The sequence below is a fragment of the Nonomuraea dietziae genome (assembly GCF_014195505.1).
In the GTDB taxonomy this organism is placed as follows: Bacteria; Actinomycetota; Actinomycetes; order Streptosporangiales; family Streptosporangiaceae; genus Nonomuraea; species Nonomuraea roseola.
In genome coordinates, this window is record NZ_JACIBV010000001.1 from 8,906,386 (window position 1) to 8,923,993 (window position 17,608).

19 protein-coding genes, 1 tRNA gene and 2 pseudogenes are annotated in these 17,608 nt (G+C 69.8%); 12 read left to right on the plus strand and 10 right to left on the minus strand.

Going from position 1 to position 17,608, the window contains the following annotated elements; all coding sequences use genetic code 11:
* Nucleotides 1-11: 11 nt before the first annotated feature.
* Nucleotides 12-1,412: an LVIVD repeat-containing protein gene (locus FHR33_RS42355; protein WP_312895986.1), complete on the minus strand. Its 1,401-nt coding sequence runs from the start codon at nucleotides 1,410-1,412 to the stop codon at nucleotides 12-14.
* 311 nt (nucleotides 1,413-1,723) lie between these two features.
* Between FHR33_RS42355 and FHR33_RS52210 the strand changes: the two are divergent.
* Both FHR33_RS52210 and FHR33_RS52215 read left to right on the plus strand, forming a co-directional pair.
* Nucleotides 1,724-1,870: pseudogene (locus FHR33_RS52210) on the plus strand (DUF305 domain-containing protein); the annotation flags it as partial.
* Between the two features lie 94 nt (nucleotides 1,871-1,964).
* Nucleotides 1,965-2,111, plus strand: coding sequence for a DUF305 domain-containing protein (locus tag FHR33_RS52215; protein WP_281388254.1), 147 nt, complete (start codon nucleotides 1,965-1,967; stop codon nucleotides 2,109-2,111).
* 87 nt (nucleotides 2,112-2,198) lie between these two features.
* Here the strand turns inward: FHR33_RS52215 and FHR33_RS42365 are convergent, their stop codons facing one another.
* On the minus strand, nucleotides 2,199-2,615 hold the full coding sequence (locus FHR33_RS42365; RefSeq protein ID WP_183659751.1) for an SsgA family sporulation/cell division regulator: 417 nt from the start codon (nucleotides 2,613-2,615) through the stop codon (nucleotides 2,199-2,201).
* A gap of 469 nt (nucleotides 2,616-3,084) precedes the next feature.
* Here FHR33_RS42365 and FHR33_RS42370 point away from each other — a divergent pair.
* A tRNA-Val gene (locus FHR33_RS42370) sits at nucleotides 3,085-3,156 on the plus strand.
* A gap of 779 nt (nucleotides 3,157-3,935) precedes the next feature.
* Here FHR33_RS42370 and FHR33_RS42375 read toward each other — a convergent pair.
* Nucleotides 3,936-4,427, minus strand: a complete 492-nt coding sequence (locus tag FHR33_RS42375) for an SRPBCC family protein (RefSeq protein WP_221241468.1) — start codon at nucleotides 4,425-4,427, stop codon at nucleotides 3,936-3,938.
* Nucleotides 4,428-4,501: 74 nt separating this feature from the next.
* Nucleotides 4,502-4,765, minus strand: a complete 264-nt coding sequence (locus tag FHR33_RS42380; protein ID WP_183659752.1) for a hypothetical protein — start codon at nucleotides 4,763-4,765, stop codon at nucleotides 4,502-4,504.
* A 71-nt stretch (nucleotides 4,766-4,836) separates the two neighbouring features.
* On the opposite strand from FHR33_RS42380, the gene FHR33_RS42385 reads away from it, so the two are divergent.
* The 5 genes and pseudogenes from FHR33_RS42385 to FHR33_RS52220 all read left to right on the plus strand — a co-directional run.
* The gene (locus FHR33_RS42385) at nucleotides 4,837-5,445 is read left to right on the plus strand and encodes a TetR family transcriptional regulator (protein WP_183659753.1); all 609 of its coding nucleotides are present in this window, start codon (nucleotides 4,837-4,839) and stop codon (nucleotides 5,443-5,445) included.
* A gap of 539 nt (nucleotides 5,446-5,984) precedes the next feature.
* Nucleotides 5,985-6,410, plus strand: a complete 426-nt coding sequence (locus tag FHR33_RS42390; RefSeq protein ID WP_246452342.1) for a GNAT family N-acetyltransferase — start codon at nucleotides 5,985-5,987, stop codon at nucleotides 6,408-6,410.
* 956 nt (nucleotides 6,411-7,366) lie between these two features.
* Nucleotides 7,367-7,642 (plus strand): DUF6221 family protein, encoded by a 276-nt coding sequence (locus tag FHR33_RS42395; protein WP_183659755.1) that lies wholly within the window; start codon nucleotides 7,367-7,369, stop codon nucleotides 7,640-7,642.
* A 44-nt stretch (nucleotides 7,643-7,686) separates the two neighbouring features.
* On the plus strand, nucleotides 7,687-8,103 hold the full coding sequence (locus FHR33_RS53010) for a DoxX family protein (RefSeq protein ID WP_183659756.1): 417 nt from the start codon (nucleotides 7,687-7,689) through the stop codon (nucleotides 8,101-8,103).
* 520 nt (nucleotides 8,104-8,623) lie between these two features.
* Nucleotides 8,624-8,746 (plus strand): annotated as a pseudogene (locus FHR33_RS52220) (SDR family oxidoreductase); the annotation flags it as partial.
* 37 nt (nucleotides 8,747-8,783) lie between these two features.
* Here the strand turns inward: FHR33_RS52220 and FHR33_RS51170 are convergent.
* Entirely contained in the window at nucleotides 8,784-9,239 is a 456-nt protein-coding gene (locus FHR33_RS51170; protein ID WP_183659757.1) for a MarR family winged helix-turn-helix transcriptional regulator, read from the minus strand.
* Nucleotides 9,240-9,343: 104 nt separating this feature from the next.
* On the opposite strand from FHR33_RS51170, the gene FHR33_RS42415 reads away from it, so the two are divergent.
* The 3 genes from FHR33_RS42415 to FHR33_RS42425 all read left to right on the plus strand — a co-directional run bounded on the left by FHR33_RS42415 (nucleotide 9,344) and on the right by FHR33_RS42425 (nucleotide 11,495).
* Nucleotides 9,344-10,204 carry an MBL fold metallo-hydrolase gene (locus FHR33_RS42415; RefSeq protein ID WP_183659758.1) on the plus strand — a complete coding sequence of 287 codons (861 nt, stop codon included), beginning with the start codon at nucleotides 9,344-9,346 and terminating at the stop codon, nucleotides 10,202-10,204.
* A 92-nt stretch (nucleotides 10,205-10,296) separates the two neighbouring features.
* Nucleotides 10,297-10,791 carry a VOC family protein gene (locus FHR33_RS42420; protein ID WP_183659759.1) on the plus strand — a complete coding sequence of 165 codons (495 nt, stop codon included), beginning with the start codon at nucleotides 10,297-10,299 and terminating at the stop codon, nucleotides 10,789-10,791.
* Between the two features lie 95 nt (nucleotides 10,792-10,886).
* Entirely contained in the window at nucleotides 10,887-11,495 is a 609-nt protein-coding gene (locus FHR33_RS42425; RefSeq protein WP_183659760.1) for a hypothetical protein, read from the plus strand.
* A 253-nt stretch (nucleotides 11,496-11,748) separates the two neighbouring features.
* Here the strand turns inward: FHR33_RS42425 and FHR33_RS42430 are convergent, their stop codons facing one another.
* Nucleotides 11,749-12,894 carry a pyridoxal phosphate-dependent aminotransferase gene (locus FHR33_RS42430; protein WP_183659761.1) on the minus strand — a complete coding sequence of 382 codons (1,146 nt, stop codon included), beginning with the start codon at nucleotides 12,892-12,894 and terminating at the stop codon, nucleotides 11,749-11,751.
* Nucleotides 12,895-13,442: 548 nt separating this feature from the next.
* Between FHR33_RS42430 and FHR33_RS52225 the strand changes: the two genes are divergently transcribed.
* Nucleotides 13,443-13,565, plus strand: a complete 123-nt coding sequence (locus FHR33_RS52225; RefSeq protein WP_281388255.1) for a hypothetical protein — start codon at nucleotides 13,443-13,445, stop codon at nucleotides 13,563-13,565.
* Nucleotides 13,566-13,679: 114 nt separating this feature from the next.
* Here the strand turns inward: FHR33_RS52225 and FHR33_RS42435 are convergent, their stop codons facing one another.
* The 4 genes from FHR33_RS42435 to FHR33_RS42450 all read right to left on the minus strand — a co-directional run bounded on the left by FHR33_RS42435 (nucleotide 13,680) and on the right by FHR33_RS42450 (nucleotide 17,231).
* On the minus strand, nucleotides 13,680-13,997 hold the full coding sequence (locus FHR33_RS42435) for an alpha-amylase inhibitor (RefSeq protein ID WP_183659762.1): 318 nt from the start codon (nucleotides 13,995-13,997) through the stop codon (nucleotides 13,680-13,682).
* A 78-nt stretch (nucleotides 13,998-14,075) separates the two neighbouring features.
* A complete protein-coding gene (locus tag FHR33_RS42440) occupies nucleotides 14,076-14,228 on the minus strand; it encodes a hypothetical protein (RefSeq protein WP_183659763.1) in 153 nt (50 codons plus the stop codon).
* A 70-nt stretch (nucleotides 14,229-14,298) separates the two neighbouring features.
* Nucleotides 14,299-15,750, minus strand: coding sequence for a serine/threonine-protein kinase (locus tag FHR33_RS42445; RefSeq protein ID WP_183659764.1), 1,452 nt, complete (start codon nucleotides 15,748-15,750; stop codon nucleotides 14,299-14,301).
* Nucleotides 15,750-17,231, minus strand: coding sequence for a serine/threonine protein kinase (locus tag FHR33_RS42450; RefSeq protein ID WP_183659765.1), 1,482 nt, complete (start codon nucleotides 17,229-17,231; stop codon nucleotides 15,750-15,752). The genes FHR33_RS42445 and FHR33_RS42450 overlap by 1 nt, the downstream gene beginning before the upstream one ends.
* Nucleotides 17,232-17,608 lie beyond the last annotated feature (377 nt).

Consider the following 17,608-nt stretch of genomic DNA (forward strand, 5'->3'; position numbering starts at 1 on the left):
CCGCCCCGCGGTCAGTAGGCCTTCTGGGTCTGCACGTTGAAGTCGGCCATCCGCACCGACTTGGCCGGATCGGTCAGCGGGTCGGTGATCTCGATGACGTCCAGGCCGCGCAGCATGTCGCTGGAGTAGATGTAGCCGTTGTAGTAGTACGCCGACCAGGAGCCGGCGATCACCCCGTCCTGCGGCTCGGGACCGCGCTCGAAGAAGCCGATCTCCTTCGGCGCCTCGGAGTCGGTGAAGTCCCAGATCGACACCCCGCCCTGGTACCACGCCTGGACCATGATGTCCTTGCCCTTGACCGGGATCAGCGAGCCGTTGTGCGCGACGCAGTTCTCCGCGGGCGTCTGCTCGCGGGGCATCTTGAAGTACCCGCGCCGCTCCAGCTTGCCGTCCACGATGTCGTAGACGGCGTTGGCGCCCTTCGTCACGGGGGTCTTGGCGTCACAGGTCGGCATCCCGCCGCCGCCGAGCTCGTCGCCGAAGACCACCTTCGTGGCGTCGTTGTTGAACGTCGCCGAGTGCCAGATCTGGAAGTTCTCCCTGTCCTTGATCTGCTGGAGCACCTTCGGCTGCACGGGGTCGGAGATGTCGAGCAGCACCCCGTCGCCGAAGCAGGCGGCCGCGGCCAGGTTCTTCTCCGGGTAGGCGGTGATGTCGTGGCAGCCAGCCGCGAACGAGTCTCCGCCCTGCCCCTCGGGGAAGATGTTGGGCGAGGCGACCACCTTGGCCTGCTTCGGGTCCTTCACCGGCACCTCGACGATCTGGATCAGCTCGTGCGGCGAGCGGCAGGTCGGGGAGCCGGAGTCGGGGCCCGCCGAGCCGGGCGAGGAGACGTAGATGTAGAGGGTGTCGGGGTTCTTGCCCGGCACCATCGTGTGCGTGTGCGAGCCGCATTCGGTCGCCACCGAGCTCACGTACTTCGGCGCGCTCTTGTCGCTGATGTCGAAGACCCGGATGCCCTCCCACGGTCTGACGCCCTCGCCGGTCTCCATGCCGAGCGGCTTGGACTGGCAGGTCTCGTCCGAGCGCGGCTCGTCCACGGACAGGAACAGCAGGTTGCCGTAGACCGAGACGTCGTTCTGCTGCGACTCGCAGGCGACCGTGCTGACCGTCTTCGGCTTGGTCGGGTCGCTGATGTCGTAGACGGTGAAACCGCCGAAGTTGCCCACGAACACGTAGTTGCCCTGGAAGGCCAGGTCGGAGTTCAGGTTCGAGTCGCCGTCGAGCGGCGCCTCACGCGGCATGTTCGCGACCAGCTTGACGTTGTCGCTGGTCACCACGTCGCCGGGCGCGGCGGTGGCCGACTGGGAGGCCGAGGACGCCGGGGGTGGTGAGGAGGCGGCCGCCTGCGGGGACTGCGAGGGCGGTGGAGACGACGCGCACGCCGACAACACCAGCGCCAACGCCGCCACGCCACCAAACCTGGAAAAGATCACATGCGCCCCCTTCGGAATTATGGCCCAGTATGGAAGCTATGTCAGCCAAGGTCCAAGCGGGCGCAGTTGTCGTCACGGTTATCGTGACGCTCGCGGGATGCTCGGCTCCGTCCGCCGGGCCCTCGCCCGTGGGCTCGGGTCCGCCGGTGATCGTTCCAGGCGCGCCGGGAGAGGCGGGCCGTACGGCCAGGCCGGGGGAGAGCCTGCCGGCCAGGGACTGGACGGCCGTGGCGGCGGACGTGCGCTTCGCCGAGGGCATGATCCCCCACCACCGGCAGGCGCTGGAGATGGCGGGGCTGGTCGACTCGCGCACCACCACCAAGGGCGTGCGCGACGTGGCGCGACAGATCACGCTCACCCAGCAGCCGGAGATCACGCTGATGTCCGACTGGCTGAGCGGCCTCGGCAGGGCGGCGCCCGGCCACGACTCGCACGGCGCCGACGGCTACGGCATGGCCTCGCTGGAGGAGATGAACAGGCTGCGCGCGGCGCGCGGCCCCCGCCTTCGACCGGCTCTTCCTGCAGCTGATGATCAGACATCACGAGGGCGCCAGGCGTATGGCGAGCGAGGAGCTGAAAGGCGGCCAGGACCAGAGGATGCGCCTGATGGCCGACGACGTCTACGCGGGCCAGGGCATCGAGATCGCCCGCATGAAGGAGATCCTGACCCCGTAGATCACAATGCCCATGCCGGGGGCGGCATGGGCATCGTGGAGCGCCTTGGGGGTGTGGGCTCTCCAGGCTTTCAGAGGGCGGAGGAGGTCAGGACGGCCAGAGCATGTTGGTCAGCTCGGCGTCCAGATCCATGAAATCGGTCTCCCGGCCTGCGGGCACGAGATCATACGTGCGGTGCAGGAACTCGGTGAGAGGAGCCAGCGGGACTTCGAAGAGCGCCTGTCCGAACGGTGACGTCAGGCTGATGTGAAGCGTGCGCTCGCCGTCGGCGCGTGCGGGCCAAACCTGCACGTCGCCGTCGCCGACACGCCTCACGATGCCAACTGTCAGCAGTTCTCGGGCGAAGATCCACTCGACCGGTTCGTCGTTCCCTACGTGGAAGGCCATGCGTATGGCGTACGGGTCGTCGGCTGTGTAGCTCAGTCCGGCGAGCAGGGGGACGGTGGTACGGTCGGGGACCACAAGCCGAAGGCCAAGCTCGGCGGAGACGGTGGTGCTGTTCATCGTCAGCCAAACCTTTTCGTCGTACGGTCCCCTCTTCGGGGCTTTCACTGCTCTGACGGACTTCGTCCTGAGCTATGACGCGGAACGAAGAAACCTGTAGGAAAGATTCCGCCTCCAGGCCCTTCTGTAACGCAACTCACAGCTGGACATTTGGGCATCTACCTGGCTAAACATCATCAACTGGGCGATGTTTGCGAGGGTTTTGCGCGGTGGTGGCGTCGTCCCGGCGCGCCCCACCACGACCTTTCGGGCGATCGAGGCCTTCCGGAACAGCTTGATGGTATGCCAACGAGCCACCATGCTGACGGGCAACCGGCCCCATTGCCCCGAAACCCGCCCAGCGCCGCCCTCCGCGCCGCTGCTGAGGGCGTCGTGGAGCGTCGTCGGGCGTCACGGGGCTTCGCTTCGCGAGTGGGCCGGAAGTGCGGTATGGTTTTCCCCGTCGGCGCCGCAAGGGGCCGGACAGGGCGGGCGATTAGCTCAGGGGGAGAGCGCTTCGTTCACACCGAAGAGGTCACTGGTTCGATCCCAGTATCGCCCACAGGAAAAGTAGCAGGTGGCAAGGGGTTCCGGAGTTGATTCGGGACCCCTTCTCGCTGTCTGAAGGCCGATGGGGAGCCACCGCAGGCGAACTCCTGCTCCCTTCTCTTACTGTCGCCGAAGAGCCACATCACCGCGTCCGGCCCGAGACCCGCCATCGACTGCTGGAGCCGGATCCTGTACGGGTCCGGTCCGTCGACGAAGCCAACCTCCTCGGCAGAGGAGAACATAAGGGCAACCCACCCCCCGAACAGCGCGACACTCGCACCCAGCCCGGCAAGGACGATGACCACGACGCGTAGCCACATCCGCCGCAGCCCAACGGCGGCCAACGCCATCAGGAGGCAGGCCAGCACCCTGAGCGCGAACGGATGGTTCAGATGTTCCCTCAAGACCACCAGATCGGAGTCGTAGAAGTACACCAGAGCCGTGAGGCCGCCCGCACAGAGCGAGGCGACGTCGTAGATCCCATCGGTGAGGCGCCACCGAGATCATGACATCCCCGCAGCACCCAACTGTGCCCGCACAGCCTGCGCCACAACTTCGCCACCCTGGTCCTGGACGCCGGCACCGCGCTGCGCGACATCCAGGACGCGATGAACTACGCCGACCCGTGCTCCAACCGCCGCCCCGCCCAGCGCATCCTGGCCTACTGCGGTATCGAGCCCTGCCGACCTCTGCGGAGCGGTGCCAGCGCTACGGGGGTGACGTGTCCCACCGCGGTCCACATCCGATGTGGCGGCCAAGGTTGGCCAGAGAGCTCTGATGATGCCTGTTCTTTCAGACTGGCAGGCCGCTTGGGTTGGCGTCAGCGACGAGGCCGAGAACGATGTTGTGCTCCAGCAGCGCCTTGAGGGCGCTGATCAGGAATGTGAAGCCGCCGGTGGAGTCGGTTACGTAGTGGACGAGCTCGTCGCCGGTGCCGGTGAACCCGGTTTCGGTGACTTGGACGTAGGTGGTGTCGTCGGGCATGGGGATGAAACGGAACTCGACTGTGGTGGGGCTGTCCGGAGTGTAGTTTCCCCACGTGAAACGGATCCGACTGTTTTCGTCCACCTCTTCAACCGAGGCTTGAGTCGACGCCCCGTACATTTCCCATTCCCAGGTGAGCTCGGCGCCGGGGGTCATCTTCCCGCTGCTTGTGGTGTACCAGATCTTGCTCGTGACAGCGGGGTCCACGATGGCCTGGAACACCTCGCGGGCGGGGCGGCGGATGAGCATGCCGACCTTTACCGAGGGAATCGTGGTGAGCTCGAGCGTGTGTGCGGACATGCGCTGGTTCTCCTTTCGCGGTCCGGCGGTAAGGAACTCGCCGGTCTCCAGCAGGGGCTTGAGGCTGGCCGGCGTCAGCGTGACGCGTCGTGACCTCGCGGATCCTGTGCGGTCAACCGGGCAGCGCCGCGCAGGCCGAGGCAGACGAAGTCCACGTGTGCGCGGTCAACGCGCCGCTGTGCAACAGCACCGGGGATCCTGTTCCACCCCAGTCGAATCCGCAACCGGCAGCCCGCCCGGGAGAAGTGGATCTCGCGGGGCGGCGCCGGATCCTGGATCGTGACGCTCAGTGCCGCCGCCAGCTCGGTCATCGCCGGAATCGTGAAGTGTCCCTGCACGCGCCACCATCCTTACCTTGAGCATCCAAGGTAAGAGGCGTTGCCTTGAGTAGTCAAGGTAAGGTGGGCGCGTGGCCACCCGAGTACGACGCCAGCCCGATGATGCCAAGCGGCTGATCCTCGAAGCGGCGAGCAAGCTGCTCGCCGCGGGCGGCCCTGCCGCCGTTCAGGTGCGCGCCGTCGCCGCGGAGGTCGGTGTGTCCGATGCCGCGGTCAACCACCACTTCGGCACGCGTGAACGACTACTGGAGTCGCTGCTGCGGTTCGGCGGGGCCAAACTGAAAGCCGAACTGCACACCGTGCTGGGCACGTGGGCTGACGGTCCGATCGATCCCGCCGAGCTGGTGCGCACGTTGTCCGCGCTGTACGCGGGTGGTTACGCCGAACTGGCGCTCGCGCTGCACCGTTCCGGCTGGCGGGACACCGGCAGCGGAATGCTGGATGAGGTGGTGGACCGGCTGCACGCCCAGGCGCGGCAGCACTGCGCGGCCACCGGGCGAACGCCGCCGTCACGCGAGGCGATCCAGCTGACCGTGTGTGCACTGCACCAAGCCGTCGCGACGGAGCCGCTGTTCGGCGACGAATTCCGCCGGAGCGTCGGACTGGACGACACCGCCCGGGATCCTCTGCTCGACTGGTGGATCGAGACCCTGCGCGCGACTGTCGCCGGACAGGGCTGAAAGTTGGTGCAGCAACCCGCGTGTGGGGCAGGTCAGAGCAGCCCTGCGGCTGTCGTTCTCATGCCGTGAGGGCGAGGTTGTGCATGTGAGCGACGGCCTGGACGGCGTGGTGGGGTGCCACCGGAATACGGCAGAAACGGGCCGCGGGGCGGACCGCTGCCTCTCGCTCCGGACCTCGATTCGGGCCACGGTGTAGGCGTGCCACCCGTCTCGATAGTGGTGACTGCGGTCGATGTGGCGTTGGTGGCGGGGACCGTCAGGGTGCTGGGCCCGGGGGCGGGCTGGGTGCTGGAGCGCCGAGCCCGCCGGGCCGCCCGCCGCCGACAGCGGCGGCTCCTCGCCGGCGGGCCGAGACCCTCACGCTGGCGAACACACTTGGACAGCGACGGGGTTGACGCAGGACGCAGGACGCAGGACCGCTGTTCGCCTTCAGGCGCATTTGTTCGAGGAGCTCAGCAGTCTGTTCCGTAGCCAGCCCCTAAGGTTCTCACATGTCTGAAAGTCTCCGCCTTGCACCTATTACGCCCGCCAACATCGAGATGGCTCTCGCCGTGAAGGTCCGCCCCGACCAAGAGCGCTTCGTCTCACCAGTGGCGAAGTCGCTGGCCGAGGCATACGTGCATCCAGAGGTGGCCTGGCCACGCCTCATCCTCGACGGTGACCATCCCATGGGCTTCCTCATGGCCTTCCTCGACATCGACTGGAACGGCAAGGGGATCGACTTCCGATCCGGCTTGTGGCGGCTCAATGTGACCCCCGAAGCGCAGGGACGTGGGGTCGGTCGCTTCGCCGTCGAATCAGTGGCCGCAGAAGTCAGGCGGCGGGGTGGCACGCGGATGTATGTCACGTGGGAGCCAGGGGAGGATGGGCCTGCCGGGTTCTACCGGAAACTCGGATTCCAGCTCACAGGGGAAGAGAGCGGAGGTCAGACGGTCGGGGTGCTGGATCTGGCGAATCCCTCGTAACGGCGAGCGGCGCGCGAGGACACTGCAGACCGACTCCCATGGAACGCGGCTGGCGCCCGCAGCCAGCCCGGGAACCGGGCGCTCGGGAGAGATCAGGTACGTGGAACTCCGCTACCGGGTGATGTCGCGCATGTACGTCGAGGCCGCCCCGGAGAGGCAGGGCCCGGGTTCGGCCGCTGTGCGGGCGGCGTTGCAGACCGGCGCGCTGGTTCGCCCCCGGGCTCGGCCCGTAGCCGGGGATGACGGAGGCGTCGATCCGGTCCGGCGACAGCGGGTCGGTCGGTATGCCGGGCAACCCCAAGGCGTCCTACGTTTTCAACGTCACGAAGAACAGGGTTCTCGCCGTCATCCTCGTGTCGAACAGTCAGGACTGCCTCCAGTAGTTGCGGTGACCGTGAACGATCGCCGGATCGGGTGATCCTGTGACGTGGCGAGCGGGACCGCTCGCCACGGATGCGGGTCGCCCGCGGGGACCCGCCGTGTTCCTCCACACCGACGTCGGCGACGGCCTGGGAGCGGGCAGGAAGCTCGCCGGTCAGGCGAAGAAGATGACGAAGAAGGTATGCGACCTTCCAGGGGCGTGCGGGTAGGGCCTGCCGAGGACCGGTAGCCGGAACCTCACTTGTTCAGGGCGCGTCGATCACGGGCTCCCAGGGGGCCTGATCTGCTCGGGCGAGTCGGCGGCTCAGTACGACGCTCGGTGGGTGTGGGCGGTCTCGCGATATGCGCGCCTGTTCCCGCTTCGAGGAATGCCACCGCGTCCACATAGGGGCCGCTTCGCGCGTTCATCGGACCCGCTCGACGTGAGCGCCGCGCGGCCGGGCACGAGGCCGCCTTGTCGGAGAGTCGGCGATGCTGGACTCCATCTCGGTCCCGGCCTGCGAAAGTGGCTCTGGAGCGCGCGCGTTCCCGCAGGCTGGGAGCGCGGCGACAGACCGACGCGCGGGGGAGCATGGATGGATGAGCTGATCGCGTTCCTGAGGGAGAGGCTGGACGAGGACGAGCGGGCTGCGCAAGCCGGGCACCCCACTCGCCGCAGCGCCGGCCGCGAACTGCGCGAGGTGGAGGCCAAGCGGCGCATCCTCGACGAGCTGGAGAGTTTCGTCGCCGATGCCGAGTACCTTCCCCAGGACGAGCGCAACGCCGACACGGCGACGGCCTTCGGGATCGTTCGCCTGCTCGCCATGCCGTACGACGATCACGACGACTTCCGCGAAGAGTGGAAGCCATGACCCGCCGGTGATGTCGTGACGGGGAGGACGGCTCCGACGTCTGGGTGAAGGCGCCGAAGAGACAGGAGCAGGAAGATGGCCACTCTCACCGTCACCGGCCGAAGGACCGACCACGTGGTCAGGGCGCTGCGGATCCTCGTGGCACTCGCGTTCCTGATGGCCGCGGGCACCAAGTTCGCGGCGCAGGCCGAGCCGCGAGGTCGTTCGACGAGATCGGGTTCGGCCGCTGGTTCAGGTACGTCATCGCCTGCGTCGAGCTCGCCGGGGCGATCGGGATCCTGATCCCGCGACTGGCGGGTCCGGCGGCGCTCGGTCTGACGGCCCTGCTGACGGGCGCGGTCGTGACCCAGCTCGTCGTGTTCGACCCGGTGACGGCGCTGATCCCGCTGGCCCACCTCGTGCCGGTGGTGATCGTGGCCTGGGCCAGGCGTGCCTGCTCCGGCCGCGTCACGACGTCGTGACCCGCGACTCTCCGCGAAGTCTCCGGGGCCGTCGAGACACGTTTCGACGGAGAGCTTCGACCTGCGCGGGTACCGCCATGCCGACCGGCGGCGGCAACCGGCATGCGCGGGGAGGCTTCTCTGACTCGACGTTCTGGCCGATCCCGCCGCCGGGGGCGGACGGGAACGCCGACCGGGCGTCCTGGGGGAGATGGGTTCGGTCTGGAGATATCGGTTCGCCAGAACGGGTAGCCATCCCCTATGCGCTTCGGGAACTGGGAGGTACGACCGCTCGGCGGCGGGATGGGCTGCCTGACCATGATCGTCGTGTCGATCCTGCTGTCGGTGCTGCTGACGCTCGTGCTCAACCTGATCTTCTGAGCACGCCGTACGCGGCCGGGTGCCGCGGCGGAACAGGGCCGTCCAGAGGACGGGCTCGCCGAAGTTGGAGGACCCGGGGCGGTTCGTCACGCATGCGAGGTGCCGGAGAGGTCGACTCGGCAACGCCCAGGCCCCGGTCCGCCTGGCCGGCCTGTACTCGATGTACGCGGGCAGCAAGTCGCCCGTCGAGCACTGCACCCGTGCGCTGTCGAAGGAGCTGTTCGGCCGCAACATCTCGGTCAACAACATCGTGCCCAGACCGATGTCAACGGCGGCTACGCCACCCGCTGAGCGCCGACGCGCCCCCGTCAGCGCTCGCGTCAGCGCTCGTCGGCGGCCGAGGCGGGGTCTGAGGCGGCGCGTAGGAGCAGGTCGCGCAGACTGTCCTGCTCCTGCGGCGACAGCCCCGCCAAGGGCGAGCGCGCGGTCAGGAGCTCGAGCAGGCGTCCCCGCAGCTCCACCCCCTCCGCCGTGAGCACCAGATGCTTGGCCCGCCGGTCCTGCGGGTGGGCGTGCCGCTCGACCAGCCCCCGCTTCTCCAGCTTGTCGACGATGAACGTCGCGTTGGACGGCTCGCAGCTCATCCGCTCCGCGAGGTCCCTCATGGTCATCGGCCCGGTCAGCTCGCGCAGCGCAACGGCCTGAGGTCCGGTCAGGCCGAGTGCGGTGGCCCGCTGCCTGACCTGCTCCTCGATCTGCCGAGCCAGCCCGCTCACCAGCCCGCACAGGTTGCGCTCGGCGACCGCGCGCCGCTCCAGCTCACTGAGCTCGCTCATGTCTTCACCCTACCAATATGCATCTAGCTTTAATACTTGCAGCTTGAACCTTTCTAGCTATAAGTTTCTGTCCGCAGAACTCGACCACCGCGATGAGGACAGCCATGACCAGCACCACCATCGACCACCGCCTGACCCGCCCGGCCGGTATCCGCACGATCCAGCTCGGCCGGCTCACGGTCAGCTACGTGCCCGACGGGCACGTGCAGCTGCCCGGCCGCTCCTGGCTGCCGACCACGACCGACGAGTTCTGGGCCGAGCATCCCGAATACCTCGACGACGCGGGCAACCTGATCGCGAGCATCGGCGGTCTGCTGGTCGAGTACGGCGAGCGGGCGATGCTGATCGACGCCGGCTTCGGCCCGCTGTCGACCCCCGCCGAGCCCGGCAACGCGCATGGCGCCATCCAGGGTGGGGCGCTCCTCGACAACCTCGCCGCGCTCGGCCGTACCCCGCAGGAGATCGAGGCGGTGGCCGTCACCCACCTGCACGTCGACCACCTCGGCTGGCTCTGGCAGCCCACTGCCGACCGGCTCCCCTTCGCGGGCGCGCGGATCCACATCGCCGAGGCCGAATGGGCACGCCCCGACCTCGCCATCGCGGAGGGCACCGGCCAGGAGATCCTCGACATCATGGCGCCCCAGGTCCGGACGGTCACCGACGGCGAGGGGATCTTCCCCGGCGTCCACGTGCGGATCGCCGCCGGGCACACCGTCGGGCACACCACCTACGTGCTCAGCTCAGGCGGGCAGCGGCTCATCGCCTTCGGCGACGCGCTGCACTCGCCGGTACAGATCGGGCATCCCGAGCTGCACGCCGCCCCTGACCACGATGTCGCCGAGTCCACCGAGGCGCGCCGCCGCCTGATCGCCGAACTGGCCGGTCCGGACACGCTCGGCTTCGGCAACCACTTCGCGGACGTGCAGTTCGGCCGCGTGCAGGATGACGCGTGGCTGCCGGCCTGAGGCCGGAGCCGATCGGACGGCATAACCGGCAGGCCGGTCCCGTTGTGACAGGAGCTCGTCCTGCCGATCACTCACGCTGAGGAGAAGATCCCATGACCCTTTCCCAGGACGCCGACAACGGGAAGCCGCCGGCCGTCCGCCAGCTCCGGCTGGTGGTCGAGGCGGAGGACTACGAGGCCGCCCTCGCCTTCTACCGGGACGCCCTGGGCCTGCCGGAGCAGGCCGCCTTCTCCGGTGGAGACGGCGCGCACGTGGCGATCCTCGATGCTGGGCGGGCCACGCTCGAGATCGCGAATCCCGCGCAGAAGAGGATGATCGACGATGTCGAGGTGGGCCGCCAGGTGGCCCCCAAGATCCGGGTCGCGTTCGAGGTCGACGACGCCCGGGCCGCCACCGACCGGCTGCTCTCGGCCGGCGCCGAGGAGATCGCGCCGCCCACGGTCACGCCGTGGCAGTCGCTGAACGCGAGGTTCGACGCGCCCGCCGGCCTGCACATCTCGGTGTTCCAGGAACTACGCAGCCTCGAGGAGCGCGAGTCGCTCGACGGCTTCGGAACCGAGGAGGGCCGGCGAGCGGACTCCTCCTGACGAAAATCCGCCGCATCTGACGCGAACCTCTGGCTTCTTGATCGCATCAAAGGGGATGTTGCACACCCACTGATCAAGAAAGCGGTAATCCCCCCATGATCAAGCTGGTCCTCTCCGGTGTCGCCGGTGCCGTGCTCGTCTTCGGCGCCACCGCCCCCGCCTTCGCGGCCGCCCCGCGCGAGGTCCCCAAGGGTTTTCTGAAGTACGAGCACAAGAAGGCCCAGGACAAGTACATGAGCTGGGAGGTCTCCGACAAGGCCCAGCCCCTCGCCCTGCTGACCGACTGCCCGGCGAAGCGGCCGAGCGTGCAGAAGGCCGAGGACTCCCGTACGGTCATCGCCAGCGGCGACAGCGACTACCGCTATGCCGAGCAGGTGGTCATCATGTCCAGCCCCGCGGCGGCGCAGCAGGTCATGAGGGGGTTGAGGGCCGGGGCCGCGTCGTGCGCCACGAAGCGGCTGGCCGTCAAGACGGCGCCGGCCGGGAAGCTGGGTGACGAGGCCTTCACCTTCAGCGCCCAGAACGTCTCGAAGCACAGCCTCGGCGGCGCCGAGCGGGCCGTGGTGGTCAGGAAGGGCAGTGCCGTGCTCGTGTACAGCGAGTTCACGGCGTACGGCAAGATCGGCAAGCACGACTTCACGAAGCCGCTGGCCGACGCCCGGGCGATGGCCCCCCGGCTGTGCCAGGCCGCCGGGGAGTGCTGAGGCGCAGTGTTCTTCCGGTGAGAAACGTCGGTGGCGTCCACCAGATTGATCGTCTGCGGAGTCTCGGCCGCGCCGATGGATGGAGCGGGGGCCGGTCGGCGGGCCGCTGCTGACCGCCGCGAGCCTCCGGCCGTTGCTGCTCCTGACCATGGTGCCTGCCGAGTGGCTGGGCCGGGCCGTCTCCGCCATGCTCGACGGCAGCGCGGCGGCTGGCGAGGCCAGGCGACGGGTGGCCCTCGTTCGAGGGCGACCGTCAGGCGAGGGCGGCGGTGAAGCGGTCGCGGAGTTCGGTCAGGCGCTTGACCGGCTCGTTGCTGTAGACCAGCCGGACGTACCGGCCCGCCACGGCCTCGCCCCAGGCGGTCATCGGGGTGGCGGCGATACGCCCACGCGCCAGCAGCCGCGCCGACAGCTCCGGCGCGCCCAGCCCCAGAGCCTCCGCGTCCACCAGGCACGACCAGCCGCCCGCCGCCCGCACCACCGGCAGCCCGTCCAACTCCCTGATGACGGTGTGGTGGCGGAGCTGGTACTCGGCCACCGCCTCCTGGACGCCACTCGGCCCGCCGAGCGCCGCGGCGGCGCCGAGCTGCGCGAACCCGCTGGAGACCGTCGTGTTGTAGGTGACCGCCACGATGACGCGGGCCATGATGTCCGGCGGCCCGGCCACCCAGCCGATCCGCCAGCCGATCATCCGGTACTCCTTGGACATCGACCCGATCACGATGGTCCGCTCGGCCAGCCCGTCGACCCGGCACGGGTTGATGCGCGGGTGCCCGTCGAAGACGATGCGCTCCATGGCCGCGTCGTAGATCAGGTACGCGCCGGTCCGCTCGCAGACCTGGGCGACCGCCGCCCAGTCCTCCTGGTCGAGGACGACGCCCGACGGCATCGACGGGCTCATCAAGAGCAGCGCCGCCGCGTCGGACACCCGTAGCAGCGCGTCCCTGTCGAGCCGCCACAATCCGTCGCGGACCCGGAGGGGCACGAGGGACGGCTGCGCGCCCGCCAGCCGTACGCGCTGGAAGAGACCGGCGTACGTGGGGTCGGTGAGCACCACGCGCTCGCCCGGCTCGGTGGTGGCGAGCAGCACCGGCATGACCGCCGAGGTGCCGCCGGAGGTGACGACGATCTGCCGGACAGGGTCGAAGTCGAGGCCGGTCCGCAGGCGCAGGTCGGCGGCGATCGCCTCGCGCAGCACAGGCAGTCCGCTGAACGGCAGCCAGCTGTTGCCCTGCCCGGTGGTCAGCGCCTGGACGGTCGCCTCCACGGCGGCGGGCGGCGGCGGCACGTCGGTGTCGAGGTTCTCCATCCGCAGGACGTCGGGGTCGGAACCGGCGGCCGCGGCGACCCGGTCGATGTCGAACGACAGCACCTGGGCGAAGCGTGAGTTGTTCCGCATACGGAACACGCTTGCTCGCCGAAGACTCGGTGTCAATGACGCCTGGTCCAGATGTCGTCGGTCCGGTTCCAGGGCGACGGGTCGCCGAACGTCCAAGATCCGGCCGTCGAGCCACCCGGCATCCGCTTCGGCGCGCAGGCCGAACAGGTCGGCCGGTCGAAGACCAAGTCGTCTCCCCAGAGCCCACGCTCCGCTTCTCCCGCGGCAGGTGCCGGAGCAGGGCGGCGGGCTCCGAGGGAAGAGCGCCCAGCGACGAGACCGCCCGTGCCCCCGCGGCGGGTCCTGCGCGTCCTGCGGCGGCCCAGCGCGGCGCCCGCGTCCAGGAAGTCGCGTTCGAAGCCGGCCAGGGTGAGGGCGATCCCAGCTCGGGCGGACGGCTTGGGGGAGCGGGGAGAAGGCCCATGACCCATTCCACCCCGCCGTACCGCTGTTGCCGAGGCGAATGCCCCAAGTCGTGATCAGAGCGCTTGCGGCGCTGCGGTAACGCCTCTACTTTGGGGCTCATCGCGCCGACCCGAGTGGCGGGGCCGCCAGGGAGGAGCACCCCCTTGACCGTCGACCGTCACCGGCCCGGCTACCTCTTCCGCCGCGTCGGCAGGGCACTTCTCGGGTACGGCGTCGCCCTGGTCGTCGCCGCCGTCGTGGTGGCGCTGTGGTGGCTGACGCGCTGACAGGCGACGCCCAGGCCCCGCCGTCCAGCAGAAGGGCCTCCTGCTGGAGACGTTCCGGCAGGAGGCCCTTCGACAGGAGGCCATTCGTCAGGAGAGCGGAGCGGCGGTGTCAGGTCAGCAGAGGTTCGCGCCGTCGAACGAGCGGACGCCGCGAGGCACCTGCGTGCTGATGCTCTGCCCTGGCCGTACGGTGCGGCAGGGCCCGTCGGTGCCTCGTGCCCATACGATCTTGAGGTTCAGCGTGTGGGGACAGTCGTTCCTGGCGTAACCGGTCTTGGTGATGCGGCCGGTGTGCTCCCAGACCGTGACGCAGGACGGGGCGTTGCCCGCGGGAATCGCCGCAGTGGAGGCGACGGCCTGGCCGGGGAGGGCGAGCAGGCTCGATGTGAGGACGAGACCTGCGGCCGTGAGAGTCCCGAGAGCGGTGCGCATGATGGGGTGGGTCCTTTCGCTGGGAGATTGACCCTCCGATTAGTAATCGCATGACTACGCAGAGTCAAGCGAAACACTTCAGGATGGCCCCCGGCGGCGCAGCTCCTCGTAGGCCGCGAGGGCCCGGCGGCGCGCCGTCTCCTGCCGGGGCTCGCGCGGCGCCGGTGCCGGAGCCTGCTTGTCGGGGGCGGTCTGCTCGCGCGTCACGCTCTGTGGCGTGTCGTCGTCCATGGGCTGCAGGATCGCGCCTGATGCGGGGCGCGGCCACCGGTTCGGCCTATTGCCCCGATATGTGCGCCGCCTACCAGCCCTCGCCGAAGTCGCAGATCTCGACCGTGACGCTCCGCCGTACGCTCGAGGGGGTGAACACCTCGAAGACGACGCGATACGAGCCCGCCTCCTTCCAGGTGATGGAGGGGAGCACCACCTTGTCTCCCGGGGCGGCCTCGTGCCTGCCCCTGGTCTCCCCGTTGACCAGCCACCGGTAGCCGAACCTGCCCGAGGCCTTCACATCGGCGTAGATGTTCAGGTCGTAGCGCCAGCAGCCGCTCATCCTGATGCCCTCGGGGCGCAGACTCACCGAGCTCACGCCCCCGGTGCCCTGGGACGGCTCGGCGGAACGGCTGCCCGTGGGGCGCGGGGTGGGCCGCGACGTGGGGGAGGACGCGGGGGACGACGTGGGCCGCGAGGTAGGACGCCCGGTGGCCACGGAGGTGCGCGACACGGTGGGAGTGGAGCGGGGCTTCGCGCTGGTTCTGCTCTTGCCAGGCCGAGGCGTCGTGCGCTTCCCCGTGGCCGCGGGGGACTTCCCCGTCGCGGGCAGGGCGGCGGAGCCGGTGGAAGCGGTGGTCGTGGGGGCGGACGCGTGCGTGCCGGAGCCGCCCAAGAGCGCCGCCGCTCCCCACGTCGCGCCGGCGACGCAGGTCACGGCCAGCGCGGCCGCCCCCGCCACGAGCGCGGGCCTGCGGCGGCGCCCGGCCGGCGCGCCGCGCGCGGGCGGCTGGGCGCCGATGAGCTGGAAGAGCACGTCCTGCATGGTCGGACGGCGGGCGGGGTCCTTGTCGAGGCAGCCGGCCACGATCGGGCGCAGCGCGTCGGGCACCTGATCCAGCAGCGGCTCGCCGTACTGGACCCTTCTGATCACCTCGGGCAGCGACCCCCTGCCGAAGGGCGGCGTGCCCGTGGCGGCGAACACCATCACCCCCGCCCAGGCGAACACGTCCGCCGCGGGCCCCACCTCCGCGCCCGCCACCTGCTCGGGGGCCATGTAGGACGGCGTGCCGACGATGCTGCTCGTGACCGTGAGGGCCGAGCCCGTCGCGCGGGCGATGCCGAAGTCGATGACGCGGGGACCGTCCCTGCCGAGCAGGACGTTGGCGGGCTTGAAGTCCCTGTGCACCACGCCCGCCCGGTGGATGGCGGCGAGCGCGGTGGCGGTGCTGATCGCCAGCCGCTGCAGGTCGGCGCCGAGGTGGCGCCCTGCCTCCTGCAGGGAGGGGCCCTCGACGTACTCGGTGACGATGTACGGCCTGCCGCTCAGCGACGCGTCGAGCACCTGGGCGATGCAGAACGGTTCCACCCTGCGCGCGGCGGCGATCTCCTTGGCGAAGCGGTCGTCGCCCGCGAAACCCTCACGGAGCGTCTTGACCGCCACGGGCCGTCCGTCGGGCGCGGTGGCGAGGTAGACCACGCCCTGGCCGCCTTCGCCGAGCGGTCTGACGACCCGGTAGGGGCCGATGAAGGAGGGCGTCATCAGTAGTCCACGGAGCAGACGTCGATCGAGATGCTCCTGGTGACGGTGACAGGCGAGGTCACCCGCAGGGTGACGGTGTGCGGGCCTGCCTTCAGCATGTACTGGTCAGCGGTCACGAACGCGGTGTAGTCGTCCTCCGGGACCCAGCTTCTCCCGCTGCGCTTCGTCATGCCGTCCACGAGCCACCGGTAGGAGATCCATATCCCCTTCCTGCTCGACGCCACCGTGGTCTGGAAGTGCACGGGCGGCATGTAGCAGCCCTCCGCCTCGACCTGGCCAGGGCCGCCGGACAGCTGGATGGGCTGGATGTCGAGGTCGACGCGCGCGGCTGGCTTCCGCGTGGGGCGCGTGGTGGTGGGGGAGAGGCTGGGCGTGGGAGTGCGCGTGGCGGGCGTGTCCGAGGGCGTGGGCCTGGGCGAGCGGGTGGTCCTGCTGGACGGCGAGGCCTTGGGCGTCCGCTTCGGGCGAGGGGTGCCCCGCTTGGACGTGACGGCCGTGCTCGCGGCCGGCGATTCGGAGGGCGTGGTGACGGCGGCGAGCGCGGGGGAGCCGGAGCCGTCCGGCGAGGTGGTGCGCCAGACGACCGCGGCCACCAGCGCCGCGGACATCACCACGGCGACGCCCGCGGCCACAGGGACGACGGCGCGGCGCCGCCTGACGCGGACGGTTCCGCCACCGCGCACGGGCGTCGTGGACTGCCCGTCGCCGCCGAGGAGACGCAGCAGCACGTCCTGCATGGTGGGCCTGCGGGCGGGATCCTTGGCCAGGCAGTCGTAGACGATCGAGCGCAGCGGATGCGGCAGGTCGCCCATCTGGGGCTCGTTGTGCAGGATGCGGTTGATGATCGCGGGCAGCGTGTCCTCGCCGAACGGCGGCGCGCCCGTGCCGGCCCAGACCATCACCGACGCCCACGCGAACACGTCCGTCGCGGGACCGACCTGCGCGCCCGCCAGCTGCTCCGGAGCCATGTAGGCGGGCGTGCCGACGATGCTGCTCGTGACCGTGGCGCCCGCGTCCGTGGCGCGGGCGATGCCGAAGTCGATGACGCGCGGGCCGCCGGGGCCCAGCAGCACGTTCGCCGGCTTGAAGTCCCTGTGGACGACCCCCGCCTGGTGGATCGCCGCCAGCGCGGTGGCCGTGGCCACGGCCAGCCGCTGGAGCTCGGCCCCGCCGTGGCGTCCTGCCTGCTGCAGGGTGGGGCCCTCGATGTACTCGGTGACGATGTACGGCCTGCCGCTCAGCGACGCGTCGAGCACCTGGGCGACGCAGAAGGGCTCGACCCTGCGGGCCGCGGCGATCTCCTTGGCGAAGCGGTCGTCGGCGGCGACGCCGTCCCGCAGGACCTTGACGGCCACGGGCCTGCCGTCGGGGGCCCTGCCGAGGTACACGATGCCCTGGCCACCCTCCCCGAGCCTGCCGACGATCAGGTAGGCGCCTATCGCGGCGGGATCACCTTCACGCAGTGGTGCGGCTTGCGGCATGAGGGGTGACTCCTGAGGCGGGAGAGATCAACCCCATGCACCTTAGCGGGATAAGTCAGGATTTGTAGGCGTCTCCGGTTGATCACTGACACCAAAACGCCCACCGCCCCGAGCCGCTCACCCCCGCCCGTCCGGCACCCTCGCCGACCGGTACTCCTGGCCCAGCCGGTACGCCGACCCGACCGGTACGCCGACCCGACCGGCACGCCGACCCGACCGGCACCCCCGTTCGACCGGCACCTCCGTTCGACCGGCATCGCCTTGGCCGGCGCCCCCTCTGACATCGACGATCCTGCGTTGGGCAGCGGACCCGCGTTGGGCGGCGGACCCGCGTTGGGCGGCGGACCCCGTGGTGGACGGTTGGCCCGTGTTGGGTG